Source organism: Marinibactrum halimedae, from assembly GCF_021234875.1.
Taxonomy (GTDB): Bacteria; Pseudomonadota; Gammaproteobacteria; order Pseudomonadales; family Cellvibrionaceae; genus Marinibactrum; species Marinibactrum halimedae.
This window is the reverse complement of record NZ_JAJQVM010000017.1, coordinates 23,334-41,303: the sequence shown is the minus strand read 5'-3', so window position 1 is coordinate 41,303 and position 17,970 is coordinate 23,334. Positions and strand designations below refer to the sequence as shown.

Genomic DNA, 17,970 nt, shown 5'->3' with positions numbered 1-17,970 from the left:
AAGCCGACACAAAATACATTTCTAGGGAGAATCAGGCAGTAAGAGAGGAAAAACCAAGGGGGGAATATGCAGTGCAAACCAGAAAAGACAAAACGTTTTTCGTTACTGCAACCGTATGAATCTTCCATTCATAACGTTTTGCTTCTGCGTAACACTCACTATCAACCACCACACAGCCTCGCTCACCCGAAGGTTTAGCGTTGCCATCGCCATCGGCGTGCACGCCATGTGTCATGAAGCGGCTTTGTGGTGATCATGAAAAAACCTTTATGTATAAAAACGATTGCCTATAAAAAAGATTGCTTAGCAACCAATGCGTTAAGCACTGAACCAGCGTAGTGTAACGATTGGGTGTTGCAACGTCTAGGTCACTCAAACGTCTAGGTCACTGAAACACCCAATGAATCGTATTGTGAGCCAAAGGCGTCTGCCAGACTATCGCCCAACCAAATTGGCCCAAACGCCTGGAGATCTTGTCCTTGATGATAGCCATAAGTCAGCGCCAGTGATGCAACCCCTGCTTCGCGAGCAGCGATTAAATCATTGGCTGAATCACCCACCATTAAGGCCTGCGCGGGTGTTACAGCAAGTTTTTCTAAACACCGATGAATCGGTAAAGGGTGAGGTTTTTTCTCTGGCAAACACTCACCTCCTAACACAACCGTGAAAAACCCGGTTAACTGCAACGGCGCCAAAATAGACGGCACAAATTCCACAGGTTTGTTTGTTACTATCGCCATTACCACTTGCTGCGCTTGCAAATGCTCAAGGGTTTCACGTACCCCTCCAAACAAAGCACACTCGTGCGCACTTTCTTGGTAATGTCGACGAAACAAATCCAATCCTTTTCGAACTTCGGATTGGGTTAATTGCCCTAGTTCAGGACCACTATGACAACCACTCAAGGCTCGTCGTACTAAAGTCTCCTGTCCATTACCAATCCATTGGCGTACCGAACTCAAGTCGACTTCTGGCCGTTTAAGTTCACGCAACATAGCGTTTACCGCCGACGCTAACCCTGGAGCGCTGTCCACCAATGTACCATCCAGGTCGAACAGGACGGCTTTGGGCAGCCCCGAAAAATGCGCTTCAATTGCTGAAATCATCTATTCTCCGCTCTCGTTACACTCATCACCCCTAACACACGCCCCTCTTTTCAATACGCTCTTAACCCATTACACATATGATCAAAACCCTAAACTACCTATGATTAAAACCTTAAACCATCGCCAACTGGTCTCTCATTGCCTTAATCACCGTACGATAATCGTCAGCACCAAAGATGGCAGAGCCAGCAACAAAGGTATCCGCTCCGGCTTTGGCGGCTTCCGCAATATTGTTGACCGTAATTCCACCATCCACTTCTAAACGTGTCGATAGCCCCATTTCATCAATCATGACACGTGCCATTTTGAGTTTATCAAGTGTATAAGGAATAAATTTCTGCCCACCAAAACCTGGGTTAACGGACATCAATAGCACCATATCCAACTGAGGCAATACGTGTTTGATCACCTCTAACGGTGTCGCTGGGTTTAAAACCAAACCCGCTTTACAGCCTAGGTCTCTGATCAGGCCAACAGATCGATCCACATGTCGTGATGCCTCTGGATGAAAGGTAATGTAAGTCGCCCCTGCTTTCGCAAATTCAGTAATCATCGTATCCACAGGCTCAACCATGAGGTGCACATCAATGGGGGCCGTGATGCCGTAGTCACGTAAGGCCTTGGCGACCATCGGGCCGACGCTTAAATTGGGTACATAATGATTGTCCATTACATCGAAATGTACGATATCGGCTCCCGCCTCAAGAACGTCACTCACCTCTTCCCCAAGTCGCGCAAAATCGGCAGCAAGAATAGAGGGCGCTATTTTGAAATCTGACATGCTTATTTCTCGTAGGTGTTTTATTGGTCTAGGTGTTGTATTGATTTAGATGTTGTATCGATAAAGTCGAAGAAGCACTGTGGTCTACACTCTTATCTTACTTTTTAAAATGCATTTTCAAGCTTTTTGTCATCACTTGCATGGATAATTTCGGAGGTAGACACCCTTGTTCGCATCGGTCATCAGCGCTACTTGGGCGCGTATTGTAGCGCTATCAACAGAATTAACCCAAAAGATTGAACAAGCCTCCATCAATATACCCCCCTCTTTTTTTCATTTGTGGCGCCATGTTTCTATAAAACCGCTATTCAGTGGAATTTTTCTTTGTGTCTGGGCAACAGTGGGTTTAGCACAATCTTCAGAAGACACCCCAATGACCTCAGAGAACTCAACACCTCCACCAACGCTTCCAGCAAATTCCGAAAGTGATAACGAAGATGTCAATTCATCTTCAACCTCAGAAAAACCGGACTCTGTATTTCATGGCCCACGAGCGGAAATTTTATATAACGAAGAAATGCAAATGATGGCGGTTGCGGAAAGCATCCAAGATGCAGAGGTAGTCTGGCTGGAAGCTGCTGAACAGAAGTTTTTGAGCCTTTATGATGCTGATCGCAGTGGCAACCCACAAGGCGCGGTCATTTTACTGCACGACAGTGGTCACCACGCCAACTGGCCTCGTAGCAGTTCAAAATTAAGACGGCATTTAGCCTATTATGGCTGGTCTAGTTTGGCCATTAATCTGCCTACAGCAGAGCACCCCAAACCCCCTCCACGCCCAAAGCCTATCCAACCCCCATCACCACCCAGTGACCAAAAAGAGAAGGAAAATGGAGACTCAAGCACATCCAAAGTGGATCGCCTACCGGAAACAGAAGTCATTTACGACAGCGAAACCGGAGAGTTAAGCGACGGACAATTGGGGGCTAACGCTATGCCAGATGCTGACACTATGACCGATGAAAATGTCGACGACGGCAACAACAATATTGACGAAGCAATGACGGCCACCGAAGCAGTGAGCCCTGAGAACAAATCAGAAACCACACCCAAATATAGCCATGATGCCATCATAGACCTTCGATTAAAGATGGCTTTGGATTTTCTGCACTCAAAAGGACAATTCAATGTTGCAGTCATTGGATTTGGTGAAGGGGCTTTTTATGCGGCACGATTTGCCGCTGATATGAACAGATCAAGCTCAGCCCAAAGTGCACCACCTAAAAGCATGGGAGAAAATGAAAATACCGCAGAAGAATCTAACCTTGCTATTGGCGCATTGGTGATGATCGACCCGAAGCATCAAGCCATTGGAGTGCCGACGCCGTTGCTGGATTACCTCACAGATCCCAAATTACAAGTCCTAGATATCATCACTGAAGACAACGAGCTGCAAACCTTACTGGCAGAATCTCGGCTGACCAAAAGCAAACGAAGCGGATTTGAAACGTATCGACAAACTACCCTCACTTCTGCGCTGGATGCAACTAACTCTACGTTTTTAGAACGTCGAGTTCGAGGCTTTTTACAACGGCATATGTCCGGGACGACATTAGAAAATGCAACCGTGATTCAACAACCCTGAGCGCTTAAACCTTAGCCTCTCGTACTAATCGTACTAAAACACCTCAGGTGATTTTCAAACTACTCGGCCTGTCATCATAGCTAACACTGCCATAACGCATATCACCGTAAAGGACACCATCGTTCGAGGCCAAATTTAAAGCCACATCCTCACCGGGTATAAACCAGCGCTCTGCCGGGGCGGGTTTCCCCAAAAAGTAACCTTGGAAAAGTGCACAGGGCGTATTCGTTAGATACTCCCATTGACCTTGAGTTTCAACGCCTTCTGCAACCGTTTGAATATTCAGGTGCTTGGCCAAGGATAAAAGTGCATCCACAATGGTACGGCTGTCCTCATTGGATTCAATTGATCGAATGAAAGATCGATCAATCTTTAACTCATCCACATCCAATTCATTCAAATACGCTAAGGACGAATACCCTGTACCAAAGTCATCGATAGAGACTTTGATCCCCCACCCTTTCATGATTTGAATTTTAGAGCGCGCATCTTGAAAGTCTTCCAATAATGAGCTTTCGGTGATCTCAATAATTAAATACTTAGGATCGAGATCATGACTCAGCAAGATGGTTTGCAGTTCGTCAGTAAAAAATTCCCCTCGAAACTGTTCAGGGCTAACATTCACAGCAAGACGAAAGCCCTCGGGCAGCATTCCCATACGTTGCCATGATTTGCATTGCCCTACCGCTTCCCACAATACCCATCGCCCAAGCTCTTCAATAATACCGCTATCTTCTGCTACTGGAATGAAAATTTCAGGTGAAACAGAGCCTAATGTAGGGTGGTGCCAGCGTAATAATGCTTCCGCGCCTCGAAGTTTTTTCTGACCATCAAACTTCGGTTGGTAATGCAAGTGCAGTTGGTTATTACCTGCTGCAGCGGCTAACTCTTCCTCCAAAACCATACGCTCTGTGAGCGACTTATGCATATGGGGCTCGAAGAAAGCAAAACGACTGCGTCCGCCCAATTTCGCCTGATACATCGCAGCATCTGCGTATTTCAAAATATCTTCTGGGTTAGTGGCATCGGATGGGTACATAGCGATTCCCACACTCACCGATACTCGGAAAGTCTTATCACCCACCTCTAACGGCGACAAGGTAGCCGCCATGATATTCTGAGCAAGCATGGCCGCCGCCAGTCGAGCATGAGCAATAGAAGGGCTAAGGCTGTTACTGATAATGACAAATTCATCGCCACCAAATCGGGTAATGCTGTCTACTTGGCGTAACGTATCGGTTAACCGCTCAGCCAACGCCTGTATAAGAAGATCTCCGCAATCGTGTCCCTGACTATCATTGATGTCTTTAAAGCGATCAATATCCACAAACATCACCGCAATATTGTGAGAAGCGGCATCTCCCACGTCTTCGGTCACATCCTGCAGCTTTTCCAATAACCATTTACGATTGGGTAGGCCCGTCAAATCGTCAAAGAAACGCTGCTGCTCTAACCGTAACTGGGAACGCTTGTGGCGAATAATTTCGTGCTCTAGCTCACGAGAAGTATCAACCAACTGACGCCCCATCAAGCGCATTCGCCTTTGCACAAACCAAAGTTTCACCAAGGCCATCAACACGAGCACAGCAATAAAAAAACCTTTCTGCCATAAAAACCCTTGATGCTGATCTGTCACATCAAAAATCGCAACATATCGGCCAAGCTCGTTGGTATTTTTTCCAACCACAGGCAATGTCGTCGTTATGAATTGCTTTTGATCTTTTTCAAATTCAATAGGGTTAGCAGTCAAAAACAACGAATGCAGATTTTGCTCTGGCAATAAAGGCTTTGATGAATAAACAACCGATTGAATGGCTTTGTCATAAAAATTCGGGTTACTGCCATCGACCATAACGTACATTGCATCAAGACTTGGATGTGTATTGGCGAACAACATTTCTCTGTTTGCAGAAAGCACAGAATCGATCGGACGCTGAGCAACTACAAAACCCAGTAGCTCCCCTTGGCTCTCCCAAGGAAAAATCACCTGTATCTCAATTTCAGAGTATCGACTCCCCCCAATAGAATGCTCCAGTCTTTTTTGAGGAATAAGATTTTTCTGTGGCAATGAATCTAACTCAGCCTGCTGCATCAACCGGATTAACTCCCCACCACTCATATCGTGCAAAGAAGATAATTGCGAGTCGGCCTGACTTTTATGGGCCGTACTCAACAGCAGTGAATAAGTATTACTGTAGAAGCTCAAGGATCTTGATTGATTCAATCCAAAAAAGTGTAACGCCGTTTCTGCCGTTTTCTTTAAGCCAACAACATCCTCATTTACCATGGCTTTTTCTGCACCATCGCTAGAGGAAATGGCTCGGGCTAACTGGAGTAAATGTTGATATTCATGGTATATGTGGGCATCAATTTGCGAACCTAACGTTCGTGTCCGTTGTTCGACCAATTGGTTTAAATGCTTGTGTTGAAAAAGCCCAATAGCGATCAAACCGACAAGAAAACAAATGGAAAAGCCCACCACAATAGGCATCCACAACGTTTTCCTAGACGAAGCCTTACGATGCCACGCAGTAAAATTTACGGGTTTGAATACCCCTGTACTACTCGATTCAGCCGTCACAAACACACCACATAAGAAGATATTTACTGTGCAAGCTCATCGAACAGTCAATACTGCACCAACTATCTGCACCAACAATCACTCGCTACCGAAGTAGCCAGCGACATGTGGTCACCAGCAGCTCGCCATCAAAAATTGGAAAAATAAGTTTTAATAGGTTGATCAAGAGGGGAGCGCTAAAGAGTCAGAAACAGACCTATCCATTCCCGTGTGAACTGAGGCAGCACTTTCTATGTAACTTGATCACAAATTAATTTTAACGAGCGCGTTTGGCTATTCCAATGCTCTTTTTGAGGAGACGGATTTGATGCTTATACCGCCTTGGTGATATATCGACGTAAAATGGCAACAATGTTTAAATTGCAACCAACAAGACTCTCAATTAAAACATTAAAGCATAGATTTTAAAATAATTATTAAAAATAAATCTAAAAACTAATTTGCCAGTTGGCAAATAAAGTACATCACTTTTACAGTTGATTCATACAAAATGGCTAAATCACCTTATTTTTCGGCAATATCAACACACCAAGAAAAAATCAACTCAAAAATCAAACCAGCCAAAAAAGGGGAAAATAAATAATATAAAACATAAAGGGAATTAAATAAGTGATAGGTACTCATGAGTACTAAAGGTTTTTTAACCTAAAGCTGACTGACCTACCACTCACAAAATCACTACAATGTTTTTAAATATTCCACCAAATCCCAACGCTCTTTCTCAGAAAGATGTATTCCGTATTCATGGCCGGTGTTCCAATTTCCTTTAATCGAGGTATCCATCAAAGAACTGAACGGTGTTTGCTCAGTCACATAACCCACATTAACAGGATCATATTCTCGACTACCTACATAAAAAGAGCGAGATCGCTCAGATTGCGGTAATAACACTTCATACAAATTAGGCACTGAACCATTATGCAAATAAGGAGAAGACGCCCAAATACCATCCAAGGGGCGAGCTTTGTAATGATTGTAATTCTTTTCTTCTTCTTTGGAGGGTGCAAATACATTGCTATAACTGAGAACAGCCGCCGCCGCACTGGCTAACGGCGATTCCAATAACTCGCCCACCGCCGCACGAGCAACCAACGAAATTGTAGGCTCTTGTGACGAAATTTTCCCACCTAGCATGCCAAATGCTTTACTCCCTTCCAACACCCCGGATTCAGAAACAGACTCTGAAAAATTCATCGCCATAGTCGGATCCGTGCCAATTTCCTTAAGAGGTATCAAAGCCGTTTGTACGGATGCCGCCGGTTTTGGCATCAGCGCATGACACTCCACACAATGACGCTCATACAAAGCCTCGCCTCGATTCGCTTTCTCCATATTGATCGGGCCAAGCATTTCAGCAGGCCAAAGTGGGGACTCCAAGTTTTTAATAGCCCCTTGTAACCGTCCTAAATTACGGATTTGTGCGGAAGACTGAAAACCGCCAAGCCAATTTTGATTATTCAAATCAATGCGGCCATAAACGGCTATTACGGTTGTTGCGTTCTGAACCAAAGATCCAATCAATTTATTCGGTGCAGAACCATTCCATTGAACTACGTCTAAGTGGGCCGCATTCCAAAAAACAGGGAAGCTCACCGGCGCATTTGGCTCAATACGATTTCGATCAATACCTAACGCTTCCGTTGCCACTGCATTGAAAATTTGACCGAACGCATCCAGCCGACCATAACCATATTCAATGTTCGTCGCATTCACAGCAAGACGCTTATCTAAAAAAGCCTGTTCTTTCCTTAAGGCATTATAAAAAGCATCATAATTATCATATCTTTGACCTACACGCTCAAACATGGCTTTTGTGAGAGCCGGCTTATAGAGCGTTGCATCCAACGCCGCTTTTAATTCTGCTTCAAATAAACTGTAATTAAGTAGCGCAGCCCCTCCAGGTAAAATTTGGCTCTTGTTTTTGAAGGTGACCTCACCCGTATGACAGGCCGCACACGTTAACCCCATCCACTCTTGACCTTGATCATCACTATATTTGGCAAATCCTACCGGCAATCCATCAGGATTATGCTCAGAAGACTCTGACAAAATAAAACCGTAACGAGATAAATTTTGGTCACTGCTAAAGTGGTTCCCCTCGGCGGTTTGCAAATTCATAAACCAATCATAAGGAATCATTGCAGAGCCGAAACTAAGGTGAAACATTTCATCTCGGATTTCCGCAGACCAGCCCTGAGATAAATCTTGATAATTAGCATTTGCCATAGGGCCATTGGTTTTCACCACGCCCACAAACACAAGACCAATAAAGACAATGCCAAAAACGCATTTGAAAATAAAAGGAAGATAACGACGAAAGAATGCAAAAAGTGTAGTTACAATAGATTTGAATAAAGACATGTTTTTGTGCTCCCTGCTGTTTTGGCGAACAACGTTATAGCATCCAGACAACCCGTATTCCGTCACCGGCTTGTATTTGAAAACACCTTAATTTACAGAATATTTTACTGACGCAAGACTTTTAAATCTATACATACTCGCCCCACCATAAATTCTAGATATCGACCAGTATTGTAAATATTTTGAACATTAGAGGTGCATATATTATGCTCTAATGAAAACTCACGGCTATTGCAAATCGGATTAAAAATACGCAGAAATACTTGAAGCTGACAAAATGATTATAGAACAGACACCCTAATAATTTTATGTGAAAAGGTTATCACTTTTCGTGGGCTACACGCAATCAATAACCAAGTAGAAAAGCGCTTAAGACGCCATTAATTGCCTAAAAATGTCTTTCCTGTTGAATAAATTTAGGCGGTAGCAGGTAACTACCACTACCCAATAACAGGGTTTTGACACCTGTAAGCGTGCCGTAACTGATCTAACCTCTCGGGTGTCCCTATGTCACGCCAATCACCAGTATGCATTTCTGCCGTCAGTTGTTTTCGACCCAAAAAATAATCGAATACCTCCCTCAATCCAAAATACGCTCGACGTTCAGGGTATTCTGAAATCAACCGTGTTCTCAATAATGCAAGGCCGCTATACGTACCTGAGTTGTATGTCCCTAAATCTGGGGTGCTTAAAGGAGCACCGGTATTTGGTGCAGTACGATTATTCTGTAACTTGTGATTCAGACAAGTTAAATAACCTTCGCTGTTAACGTAGAAATCCCCTGTTTGATTGTGTTCAGGATTAGGCACCATAATCAAATGACCACAAACTTCCTCAGGCAACTCTCGCTGCGTTAGCAATTGCAAAGGATAGTCAGACCAAATATCAGCATTCACCAACACAAACCGGCCGTCACTACTGAATTTTTCCAACAGAGGGAGCGCTTTAGAAATACCTCCCCCGGTTTCCAATGGCTCATTTTCTTCAGAAAACATAATCGATAATCCATACTGCCGACCATCTCCCAAACTCGATTTTATTTGATCACCGAGGTAAGCAATATTGACCACGACACTCTCGATACCGGCCTGCTTCAAACGGAATAATTGGTGCTCGATGAGAGAGTACTCGCCTACTTTTAATAATGGTTTCGGCGTATTCTCTGTTAGTGGTCGCATCCGCCGACCCTCACCTGCCGCCAACAACATTGCCGTGGTCACTTGCCCCATTTGATATGCTCTCCCACCTCTTTAATTCTTTTTAATTCTTTCCTGCCCCACCACTTTATCTCACTATTACAACTCGCTATGACTTGAGACTTTGTATTTTAAACAAATGACTCTCTGTCAAATACGTATTTTTGAGTTGGTTATTGGGTTGGCGAATCCCCGGCTTTACTCACTTCTTGGTACCAAGGCTGTTCGGTCATTTTCGGTAGTATTGTTGCTTTAAACCATGTCAGAAATGGACGGCATTCCTCATGCTGTTCACACGCCTCCATGATATAACGGGTTACCAACGGTAAATCATCAAGATAAGAAGGTTTACCATCACGTAATGACAGGCGCGCAAAAATTCCCAATACTTTGATATGACGCTGCACCCCCATCAAATCAAACCAACGCTGGAAGGTAGACTGAACGACGGGTTTCATGACACCCACCTCAATAGCCATGTTGGCGTAACCACAAGCCCATCGACGCACCTGCTCCGGCGACCATCGAATATAACAATCCCGCAATAAAGAAACTAAGTCGTAAGTGACGGGGCCCCATACCGCATCTTGAAAATCAATCACACCGTGTGACTGGCTGCCTCTCACAATCAAATTGCGGCTGTGAAAATCACGATGCACGAGCACTCGTGGCTGAGACAAGGCAGAAGCAATCACGCTTTCAAAAAACGCATCCAACAATATGTGTTCATCAGAAGACAGCTCGTAATTCAGCAGAGAAATCACAAACCATTGACGAAACAATTCCATTTCTCGCCACAACAATTCTCGTTCATAAATAGGAATAGGCGGCTCAAGAGGTCCACACTGCTGCAGAGCCAATAAGCTCATTAAGGCTTCACCATATTGCTCTTGCGCAGATTCTCGATCCCGCTCCAGCACGCTGAGCAATAACTCATCACCGAAGTCTTCGACAAGCAACCACCCTTGATCATAATCAACACCAACCACCTGCGGAGCATGAACGCCATTCTTACGTAAATGCTTCGCTAAAGAGACAAAAGACCGGGAGTTCTCAGTCTCTACAGGCGCTTTTACGGCAAGTAAAGGAGGAGTGGTGCTAACTCTAAAATACTCTCGGAAGCCAGCATCGCCGGACAACGAATTTAATTGAAGTGGTTGGGTATGTTCCCAACCCAGTGTTTCTAATTGCGCACTTATCCATCGTTTAAACTGTTCCATTGATACCTCAGTGTTTTCAGACTTTATATGACGGTTATTGTAATGATTGTTGTAATGGCACCTTTTGTAATGTTTCCAATTCAATGAACTTGATAATTGCGAAAGTTCACAAATTAAAGAATATCAGCAACTTAAGAAGAATTCCGAGGATTTCTCGGATGAGAATGAATCTGCATTTATTGTGCGCACTGATTCGCGTAGAATCGCGCCTTACGATGAACTTTGTGTCCTAATCACACGCCCAAAAGCTTCTAAACATGCCTAAATTACTGAAACAACGGCCTCATTTTCTCCTCCACTCTTTCTACTTGCACTTTAAAATGCCTAAGAAGTCCTACTCGCCTATCTATAGAGCTCTGTCTTTTTCGACCAGTTTTTTATGCGCCATCAGTGTTGCACCTTTTACCGCAGCTCAGGAAGACGAGAAAGAAACACTGACCGATCGTCAACGTACAGAAGCTTTTGTTCGCTCTCAAACACAGCGTATCGATTGGATTCCTGTAGATGAACTTTCTCCTGAGCAAAAAGAAAAGCTTCGTCCAGGGTGTTGCGGTCGGTACGTAGAACCTCAACGAACCGATTCAGACGCTCATCTCGATCCAAATCAATCCGAATTAAAAATTGATGCTGACCATTCTCGTATTGAAGACCAATCTCTGTACGTCATCGAAGGAGACGTCCTACTCACACGAGGCTCACAACAAGTAGAAGCCGACCGACTGACCTACGACACCGTTACAGGTGAAGCGATTGCAGAAGGCAACGTGTTGTTACGAGAACCCGGCTTACGGATATGCAGCAATAGAGCAAACGTCAAAACACAACTGAATACCGTTGAAGTTCAGGATGCAGAAATCGTCCTATACGAAGCACAACTTCGGGCTCAAGCGGATCGAGCCTATCGTCACAGTAATGCCAATTTAAACTTATCCCGTGTTAATCTCACTAGCTGTGACCCAGGACGAAATGACTGGTCTGTGGATGCAGAATCTGTGAGCGTCACTCAAGAATCCATTTGGGGTGTGGCCAAAGATGTGAAAATGCGCCTCTACGGCGTCCCAATACTATACTCTCCCTTTCTCACCTTTCCCGTCACAGACGATCGACTCTCTGGCTTCCTCTACCCCACTCTGCGGCAGAGTGAAAGTGGCGGGCTAGATTTATCACTACCTTATTATTTCAACTTGGCGCCGAACTACGACTTGATTCTCACCCCTCGTTACATTCGAGGCCGAGGCAAAATGCTCGAAGGCTTGGGACGGCATATGTCAACACAGTTTTATACTGAGGTAAGTGCGGCGTATCTACCCAACGACGAGGGCGCAAATGAAAACAGCAACGCCTTGGTTGATGCTGGAGTAATTGAAGAGGACGACCCCAACCCCTTTATTGGAACCGATCGTTGGGTACTGGATATCAATCAGCAAGGACGAGCTACGGCCGACAGTCCCATTAATTGGTACTCACGTGTTGATTTTATCCGCGCCAGTGATAAAGAATATTTTCGAGAGCTCGACAACACCAGTATTGAAGTCAGCAGCCAAACCCACCTCCGCCAATTTGGGGAAGTTGGAGTAGGCGTAGACCACTGGAATTTCTCAGCCAGCGCAACGGGGTACCAAACCCTGGTGTACGACATCTTCGAGCCTTACCGAGAGCTACCAAAACTATCGGCATTGGGAAATTACACGTTAGATGACAATTGGCAACTGACACTGGATCACGAGTGGGTACGATTTGAGCACAGCGACGAGTTTGATCGTTCTGGGGTCACAGACCCTGATGCACCCGGGCGAGACATCGTCATTGGCGACCGCAGCAGCCTTAACTATGAACTGCTGTGGGATAACCAATGGGTTTGGGGATTTTTCACTCCGGGTATGTATTTAAAGCATCGCCAATTCGACTTAGATGAGAAAAATCTCAGCGAGACCGCAGAGACCAACCAGGAATACACCATTCCCCAAGGCAGCCTACACACCGGATTGTTTTTTGAGCGAGAAGGTACAGCGTTCTCACAAGGCTATATCCAAACCTTCGAGCCCGAATTATTTTACTTTTACAGCGATTTCCAAGATCAATCGGATCTCCTACGTGTTACCGACGGAGGTCAAATCGTTGACTTTGATACGGCAGAACTTACCTTCAGCTACAATCAGCTATTCCAGCCCCAACGCTTTTCCGGTGGAGATCGTGTTGGCGACGATAACCGACTCTCCGTCGGGCTAACCACTCGCTTTCTGAATGCCGAAACCGGTGCCGAGTGGTTAAGAGCCAGCATCGGGCAAATCTATTACGGATCAGAACGCCGAGTTCAGCTTAATTCAAATACCCCCGAAAACCACACAAAATCCGAAATTGCCGGCGAACTCTCGTTTTCCATTACTGACAACTTTACTTCTACATGGAGCGCTCTCTATGACGAGGAAGAGCAGTTAATGGAACGAGGAACCGTCTCATTCAGCTATCAAAATGATGACTTTCTAACCATAAATGTTGGTTACAACTACCAGCGCATGAATGACCGCATTACCATACTTACCGATGAAGAAACTGATGAACCGTTAAGGGATGAGAGCGGAGCCGTTATCCGAGAAATCACCCAAACTCATACCCAACAAAGCGATATTTCCGTCATACTACCTCTAAATGATCGATGGACGCTGTTTTTAAAGAATATTCATGACTTCACATTTGATCGGGAACTCGATAGCTTTGGCGGCATCGAATACGGCAGTTGCTGCTTTAGAAGCCGAATCATCTGGCGTCGATGGCTAGACAATGAATTCGTCAATATTATTGACGACGAAGATTTAGAGTTTGATAACGGCGTCTTCTTCGAAATTGAATTACGAGGGCTGGGTGGCAGTGGCGGCCAATTACAACGGGTGTTAAGCGAAAATATTCGTGGTTATAGCGCCCGGGCAGCAAATTTGGCACGATAGCCTCTCCACAACAGTAGCAACAAGCGCCATAGCGCCCGCTATAGGATGTAGAAGTACGCTTAGAAGTACATTGACAGAGACTGAAACAATAATGATCAAAGCCATTAGTAAAACCTGTTTTCACACTTTCAACGCAGTACCTTTTTTCAAGAAACGGGTTTCCCACAGCCTCGCTGCCGTGAGTGCTATCACTTTGATCACACTCTCCCCCCTGGGACTAACTCCCCCCGCTCATAGTAAAACCGTTGATCTCGACAAAGTGGTGGCGATTGTCGATGACGATGTTGTTATGGAGAGCGAATTAAAGTCGCAAATGCGCCAAGTCTTAGGCCAATTGAAACAACGGGCCTCATTACCCCCCGAAGAAGTTCTACGAGAACAAGTGCTTGAACACCTTATCGTCAAACGACTACAACTGGCTATGGCCTACCGTGTAGGGATGGACATCAGCAGCTCTGAAGTCGAGCAAACCATTGCTCGTATGCAGCAAACCAATGGCCTCAGCGCAGACCAATTTACTCAACAGCTTTCTCAAGATGGCCTAACCATCGGCGGCTTAAAACAGCAAATTAGAGAAGAAATGCTTGTTCAGCGAGTGCAACAAGCGCGAGTCAATTCGCGCATTCAAGTATCCGAACAAGAAGTGGATAATTTTTTAAGCTCTGAAGAGGGTAAATTCTGGCTATCACCACAATACCAACTTGGCCACATCCTCATTCCTTTTAGCGGTAACGGCCTAGGCCAAGATCTTGCCAACACTCAAGTTCAGGCACAAAGCATTTACAACTCTCTAACAAAAGGGGAGAACTTTCGAGAATTGGCCGTTGCCCACTCCGGTGGCCAAAATGCATTGCAAGGTGGCGACCTTGGATGGCGTAAAGGCGTTGAATTACCAGAGTTATTTTCTGAACAACTTACGAGTATGGAAGCCGGTGATGTATCAAAACCCTTCAAGAGTGGGGCGGGCATTCACATACTGAAAGTCTACGATAAACGCGGAAGCTCAGAAACTGTCATCCGCCAGTCTAAAGTCCGACACATCTTATTAAAGCCCTCAGAAATCCTCAGCGAAGCCCAGGCGAAACAACAACTGATGGATTTTCGTCAACAAGTGTTGAATGGTGGTGATTTTGGTGAGCTTGCCAAAGAGCACTCTGAAGACATAGGCTCTATGCTCGGTGGAGGCGATTTAGGCTGGTCTTTGCCAGGTAAATTTGTTCCTGAATTCGAACAAACCATGGAAGCAACCGCTATTGGAGAAATGAGTGAACCATTCCGTTCACAATTTGGCTGGCATTTATTAATGGTTGATGATCGTCGCGATGAAAATATGACCGAAACCGTCATTCGTAATCAAGCCGTTAATCTGTTACGTAATCGTCGCTTTTCCGAAGAATTGGAAATCTGGCTGCAAGAAATCCGCAGCCAAGCTTACGTTGATATCAAAATGTAAGGGCAGCTTGTGCAAGGCTCATCAACATCACCTATTCGGCTCGCCATTACTCCAGGGGAGCCGGCAGGCATTGGGCCTGATATTGTCATTCAGCTGGCACAATCTTCCTACCCTCATGAACTGATTATTGTGGGTGACCCACTCCTTTTTGCTCAACGAGCAAAACAACTGCAACTTCCCCTCTCAATCAAGCAAACGTCAATTGAAGAGCTTCGTAACACAGCTCCAATGGCGACAAAGGCACAACAGCTCACCGTTTTACCGATTACGCTTGCTCAACCCAGTCAAGCAGGACAACTCAATCCGAGCAACGCACCTTACATATTAAATACCCTCGACACCGCCATAAATGGATGTTTGCAAGGAACCTTTTCCGCTTTAATCACAGGCCCAATTCACAAGGGCGTGATCAACGATTATGGCATTCCGTTCAGTGGCCATACGGAATACCTTGCAGAAAAGACGAACACAGAAAAAGTCGTTATGCTCTTAGCCACAAAAGGCTTGAGGGTAGCATTGGCAACAACGCACCTGCCGCTCAAAGAGGTCAGTAGCCATTTAACTCAAAGCAGCCTGGAAGAAATACTCCGAATCCTTCACACCGATTTACAACAAAAATTTGGCCTTCGCTCCCCCCACATCCTCGTTGCCGGGCTCAACCCGCATGCGGGTGAAAACGGGCATCTGGGTATGGAAGAAATCACTATCATCAGCCCAGTGCTAAATCGTTTACGTGAAGAAGGCTTTAACCTCACCGGCCCTCTTCCCGCCGATACGCTGTTTACCCCCAAGTATTTAGAACACGCAGATGCAGTACTGGCCATGTACCATGACCAGGGTTTACCTGTTCTTAAATATTTAGGATTTGGGCAAGCGGTTAACATTACCCTTGGCCTTCCTATCGTCAGAACCTCCGTCGATCACGGCACAGCACTGGATATGGCCGGGACAGGAAAAGCCGATACCGGCAGCCTACTTACTGCTCTAAACACAGCATCCAACATGGCTCAAGTGCATATAAAAGAAGCTGAGTGAACATCAAACATATCGATATAAAGATGCTTGCTTCAATTACGTGATAGCTCTATACGATATGCTCCGAATCAGTCAGAATAGCTTCCCTAATTGTGACTCTTGAAGCAACTCTCGACGCCACTTATGAAGACAAACAAACCTTTGATTGGCCTTTCGCCAAATAACTGAGCCAATACTCAAGTGACACCCTACCCCCAGACCTCTGAAGAACACTTTTATCTCGGATAGCACCACCAAAGAATGACTAAAAAGACTATTTTGCCCACAGGGCTTCAACATAAGGCACGAAAACGCTTCGGGCAGAATTTCCTGCACGACTACGGCGTCATATCCAGTATTGTCAGAGCCATAGGGCCAAGAGAGTCTGATAACCTCGTTGAAATTGGCCCAGGAAAAGGGGCTATTACCGCCCTGCTCCTAGAACAATGCCCAAACCTTAATGTTATTGAACTAGACCGCGACTTAGTACCGATCTTACTGGCACAATTTGTGAAATATCCCGGCTTTAAAATTCACCAAATTGACGCTTTAAAATTCGACTTTGCCTCACTCGCGACAACCGATAATCCGTTGAGAGTTGTCGGTAACTTGCCTTACAACATTTCAACACCATTGATTTTCCACTTACTGAGTTTTCATCAACGTATCAAAGACATGCACTTCATGCTGCAAAAAGAAGTCGTTGAACGCTTAGCCGCGCAACCAGGGGATAAAGCCTATGGGCGTTTAAGTGTGATGACACAGTATTATTGCGATGTTGAAAATCTATTTTTAGTGCCGCCCGAATGTTTTGACCCGGCTCCCAAGGTGGACTCGGCCATCGTGAGATTGACGCCCCATACCAATATACCTTGCCCAACGAAGGATATTGATATCCTTCACAAAGTTGTCAATGTAGCATTTCAGCAACGGCGTAAAACATTGCGTAATGCGTTAAAGGGTATAGTCACCTCAGAACAATGTGAACAACTGGGTATTGATGCCAGTGTAAGACCGGAAATGCTCAGCTTGAGAGACTACGTTGCGATTGCCGATTTTGCCGTCGATCAAAACGATTAAACCAACAACCTGATTTTACACAAGCAAAAAAGACCAGAAAAACACCTTCAAGCAACTTAAACACACCTAAATCGTATAAGTTGCCGGACCTTAGATACACATGAAAGAATCGAAATCATGAGTGACCAAAATACAGAACGATCAATCGAGTCAAGCACAACTCTTCCCACTTCAGAAAACGCCATTAATGTGAGCGTGAAAACAAAGTTTGTCGAAGAACAATCGAACGCCGATGACAACCGATTTGTGTACGCCTATACCATTACGTTACGAAATACCGGAAAAGTCACCGCTCAACTGGTCAGTCGCCATTGGGTCATCACAAATGGGAATGACGACATCCAAGAAGTGCGTGGTGACGGTGTAGTGGGCGAACAACCATGGCTGGCCCCTGGAGAAGAATACACTTACACCAGCGGTGTCGCATTAGAGACCGAATTTGGCACAATGGAAGGTTCCTACACCATGAAAAATAGCGCAGGATTGCCCTTCGAAGCAGAAATCCCCATGTTTGCGCTGGTGCCGCCTCACGCACTGCACTAACGCATCCAGTAGATACTTGCCCCCACCTGTACCAATGAAAAACACTTACGCGCTCAGGCTTATAAAGCGCATTGCTTAAAACGCCCACTTAAGAGCAAATGTGAA

General features: G+C 45.2%; 13 protein-coding genes. 6 read left to right on the top strand and 7 right to left on the bottom strand.

Annotation, left to right across the window (positions count from 1 at the left end):
* Nucleotides 1–31 precede the first annotated feature (31 nt).
* From LU351_RS11205 to rpe, 3 genes are all read right to left on the bottom strand, one after another.
* The gene (locus LU351_RS11205) at nt 32–235 is read right to left on the bottom strand and encodes a hypothetical protein (RefSeq protein ID WP_232594159.1); all 204 of its coding nucleotides are present in this window, start codon (nt 233–235) and stop codon (nt 32–34) included.
* A 145-nt stretch (nt 236–380) separates the two neighbouring features.
* On the bottom strand, nt 381–1,106 hold the full coding sequence (locus LU351_RS11200) for a phosphoglycolate phosphatase (RefSeq protein WP_232594158.1): 726 nt from the start codon (nt 1,104–1,106) through the stop codon (nt 381–383).
* A 112-nt stretch (nt 1,107–1,218) separates the two neighbouring features.
* The gene (rpe, locus tag LU351_RS11195; protein WP_232594157.1) at nt 1,219–1,887 is read right to left on the bottom strand and encodes a ribulose-phosphate 3-epimerase; all 669 of its coding nucleotides are present in this window, start codon (nt 1,885–1,887) and stop codon (nt 1,219–1,221) included.
* 166 nt (nt 1,888–2,053) lie between these two features.
* Here rpe and LU351_RS11190 point away from each other — a divergent pair, with 166 nt between their 5' ends.
* Nucleotides 2,054–3,472: a DUF3530 family protein gene (locus tag LU351_RS11190; RefSeq protein ID WP_232594156.1), complete on the top strand. Its 1,419-nt coding sequence runs from the start codon at nt 2,054–2,056 to the stop codon at nt 3,470–3,472.
* 43 nt (nt 3,473–3,515) lie between these two features.
* On the opposite strand, the gene LU351_RS20930 is transcribed toward LU351_RS11190, so the two are convergent.
* The 4 genes from LU351_RS20930 to LU351_RS11170 form a co-directional block, all read right to left on the bottom strand.
* Nucleotides 3,516–6,053: a putative bifunctional diguanylate cyclase/phosphodiesterase gene (locus tag LU351_RS20930; RefSeq protein WP_232594155.1), complete on the bottom strand. Its 2,538-nt coding sequence runs from the start codon at nt 6,051–6,053 to the stop codon at nt 3,516–3,518.
* Nucleotides 6,054–6,731: 678 nt separating this feature from the next.
* Nucleotides 6,732–8,414: a di-heme-cytochrome C peroxidase gene (locus tag LU351_RS11180; RefSeq protein WP_232594154.1), complete on the bottom strand. Its 1,683-nt coding sequence runs from the start codon at nt 8,412–8,414 to the stop codon at nt 6,732–6,734.
* 440 nt (nt 8,415–8,854) lie between these two features.
* A complete protein-coding gene (locus tag LU351_RS11175; RefSeq protein WP_232594153.1) occupies nt 8,855–9,643 on the bottom strand; it encodes a nucleotidyltransferase family protein in 789 nt (262 codons plus the stop codon).
* Nucleotides 9,644–9,783: 140 nt separating this feature from the next.
* On the bottom strand, nt 9,784–10,830 hold the full coding sequence (locus LU351_RS11170) for an aminoglycoside phosphotransferase family protein (protein WP_232594152.1): 1,047 nt from the start codon (nt 10,828–10,830) through the stop codon (nt 9,784–9,786).
* A 320-nt stretch (nt 10,831–11,150) separates the two neighbouring features.
* Between LU351_RS11170 and LU351_RS11165 the strand changes: the two genes are divergently transcribed.
* The 5 genes from LU351_RS11165 (at nt 11,151) to apaG (ending at nt 17,865) form a co-directional block, all read left to right on the top strand.
* Nucleotides 11,151–13,775 carry an LPS-assembly protein LptD gene (locus tag LU351_RS11165; RefSeq protein ID WP_232594151.1) on the top strand — a complete coding sequence of 875 codons (2,625 nt, stop codon included), beginning with the start codon at nt 11,151–11,153 and terminating at the stop codon, nt 13,773–13,775.
* Nucleotides 13,776–13,866: 91 nt separating this feature from the next.
* Nucleotides 13,867–15,228 (top strand): peptidylprolyl isomerase, encoded by a 1,362-nt coding sequence (locus tag LU351_RS11160; RefSeq protein WP_232594150.1) that lies wholly within the window; start codon nt 13,867–13,869, stop codon nt 15,226–15,228.
* Nucleotides 15,229–15,261: 33 nt separating this feature from the next.
* Nucleotides 15,262–16,263, top strand: a complete 1,002-nt coding sequence (gene pdxA / locus LU351_RS11155; protein ID WP_348525039.1) for a 4-hydroxythreonine-4-phosphate dehydrogenase PdxA — start codon at nt 15,262–15,264, stop codon at nt 16,261–16,263.
* A gap of 240 nt (nt 16,264–16,503) precedes the next feature.
* On the top strand, nt 16,504–17,322 hold the full coding sequence (gene rsmA, locus LU351_RS11150; RefSeq protein WP_232594148.1) for a 16S rRNA (adenine(1518)-N(6)/adenine(1519)-N(6))-dimethyltransferase RsmA: 819 nt from the start codon (nt 16,504–16,506) through the stop codon (nt 17,320–17,322).
* Nucleotides 17,323–17,439: 117 nt separating this feature from the next.
* The gene (gene apaG, locus LU351_RS11145; protein WP_232594147.1) at nt 17,440–17,865 is read left to right on the top strand and encodes a Co2+/Mg2+ efflux protein ApaG; all 426 of its coding nucleotides are present in this window, start codon (nt 17,440–17,442) and stop codon (nt 17,863–17,865) included.
* Nucleotides 17,866–17,970 lie beyond the last annotated feature (105 nt).

Coding starts and splice junctions, on each gene's coding strand:
- LU351_RS11205 (WP_232594159.1), bottom strand. CDS start 235: ATGACACATGGCGTGCACGCCGATGGCGATGGCAACGCTAAACCTTCG.
- LU351_RS11200 (WP_232594158.1), bottom strand. CDS start 1,106: ATGATTTCAGCAATTGAAGCGCATTTTTCGGGGCTGCCCAAAGCCGTC.
- rpe (WP_232594157.1), bottom strand. CDS start 1,887: ATGTCAGATTTCAAAATAGCGCCCTCTATTCTTGCTGCCGATTTTGCG.
- LU351_RS11180 (WP_232594154.1), bottom strand. CDS start 8,414: ATGTCTTTATTCAAATCTATTGTAACTACACTTTTTGCATTCTTTCGT.
- LU351_RS11175 (WP_232594153.1), bottom strand. CDS start 9,643: ATGGGGCAAGTGACCACGGCAATGTTGTTGGCGGCAGGTGAGGGTCGG.
- LU351_RS11170 (WP_232594152.1), bottom strand. CDS start 10,830: ATGGAACAGTTTAAACGATGGATAAGTGCGCAATTAGAAACACTGGGT.
- LU351_RS11165 (WP_232594151.1), top strand. CDS start 11,151: ATGCCTAAGAAGTCCTACTCGCCTATCTATAGAGCTCTGTCTTTTTCG.
- LU351_RS11160 (WP_232594150.1), top strand. CDS start 13,867: ATGATCAAAGCCATTAGTAAAACCTGTTTTCACACTTTCAACGCAGTA.
- rsmA (WP_232594148.1), top strand. CDS start 16,504: ATGACTAAAAAGACTATTTTGCCCACAGGGCTTCAACATAAGGCACGA.
- apaG (WP_232594147.1), top strand. CDS start 17,440: ATGAGTGACCAAAATACAGAACGATCAATCGAGTCAAGCACAACTCTT.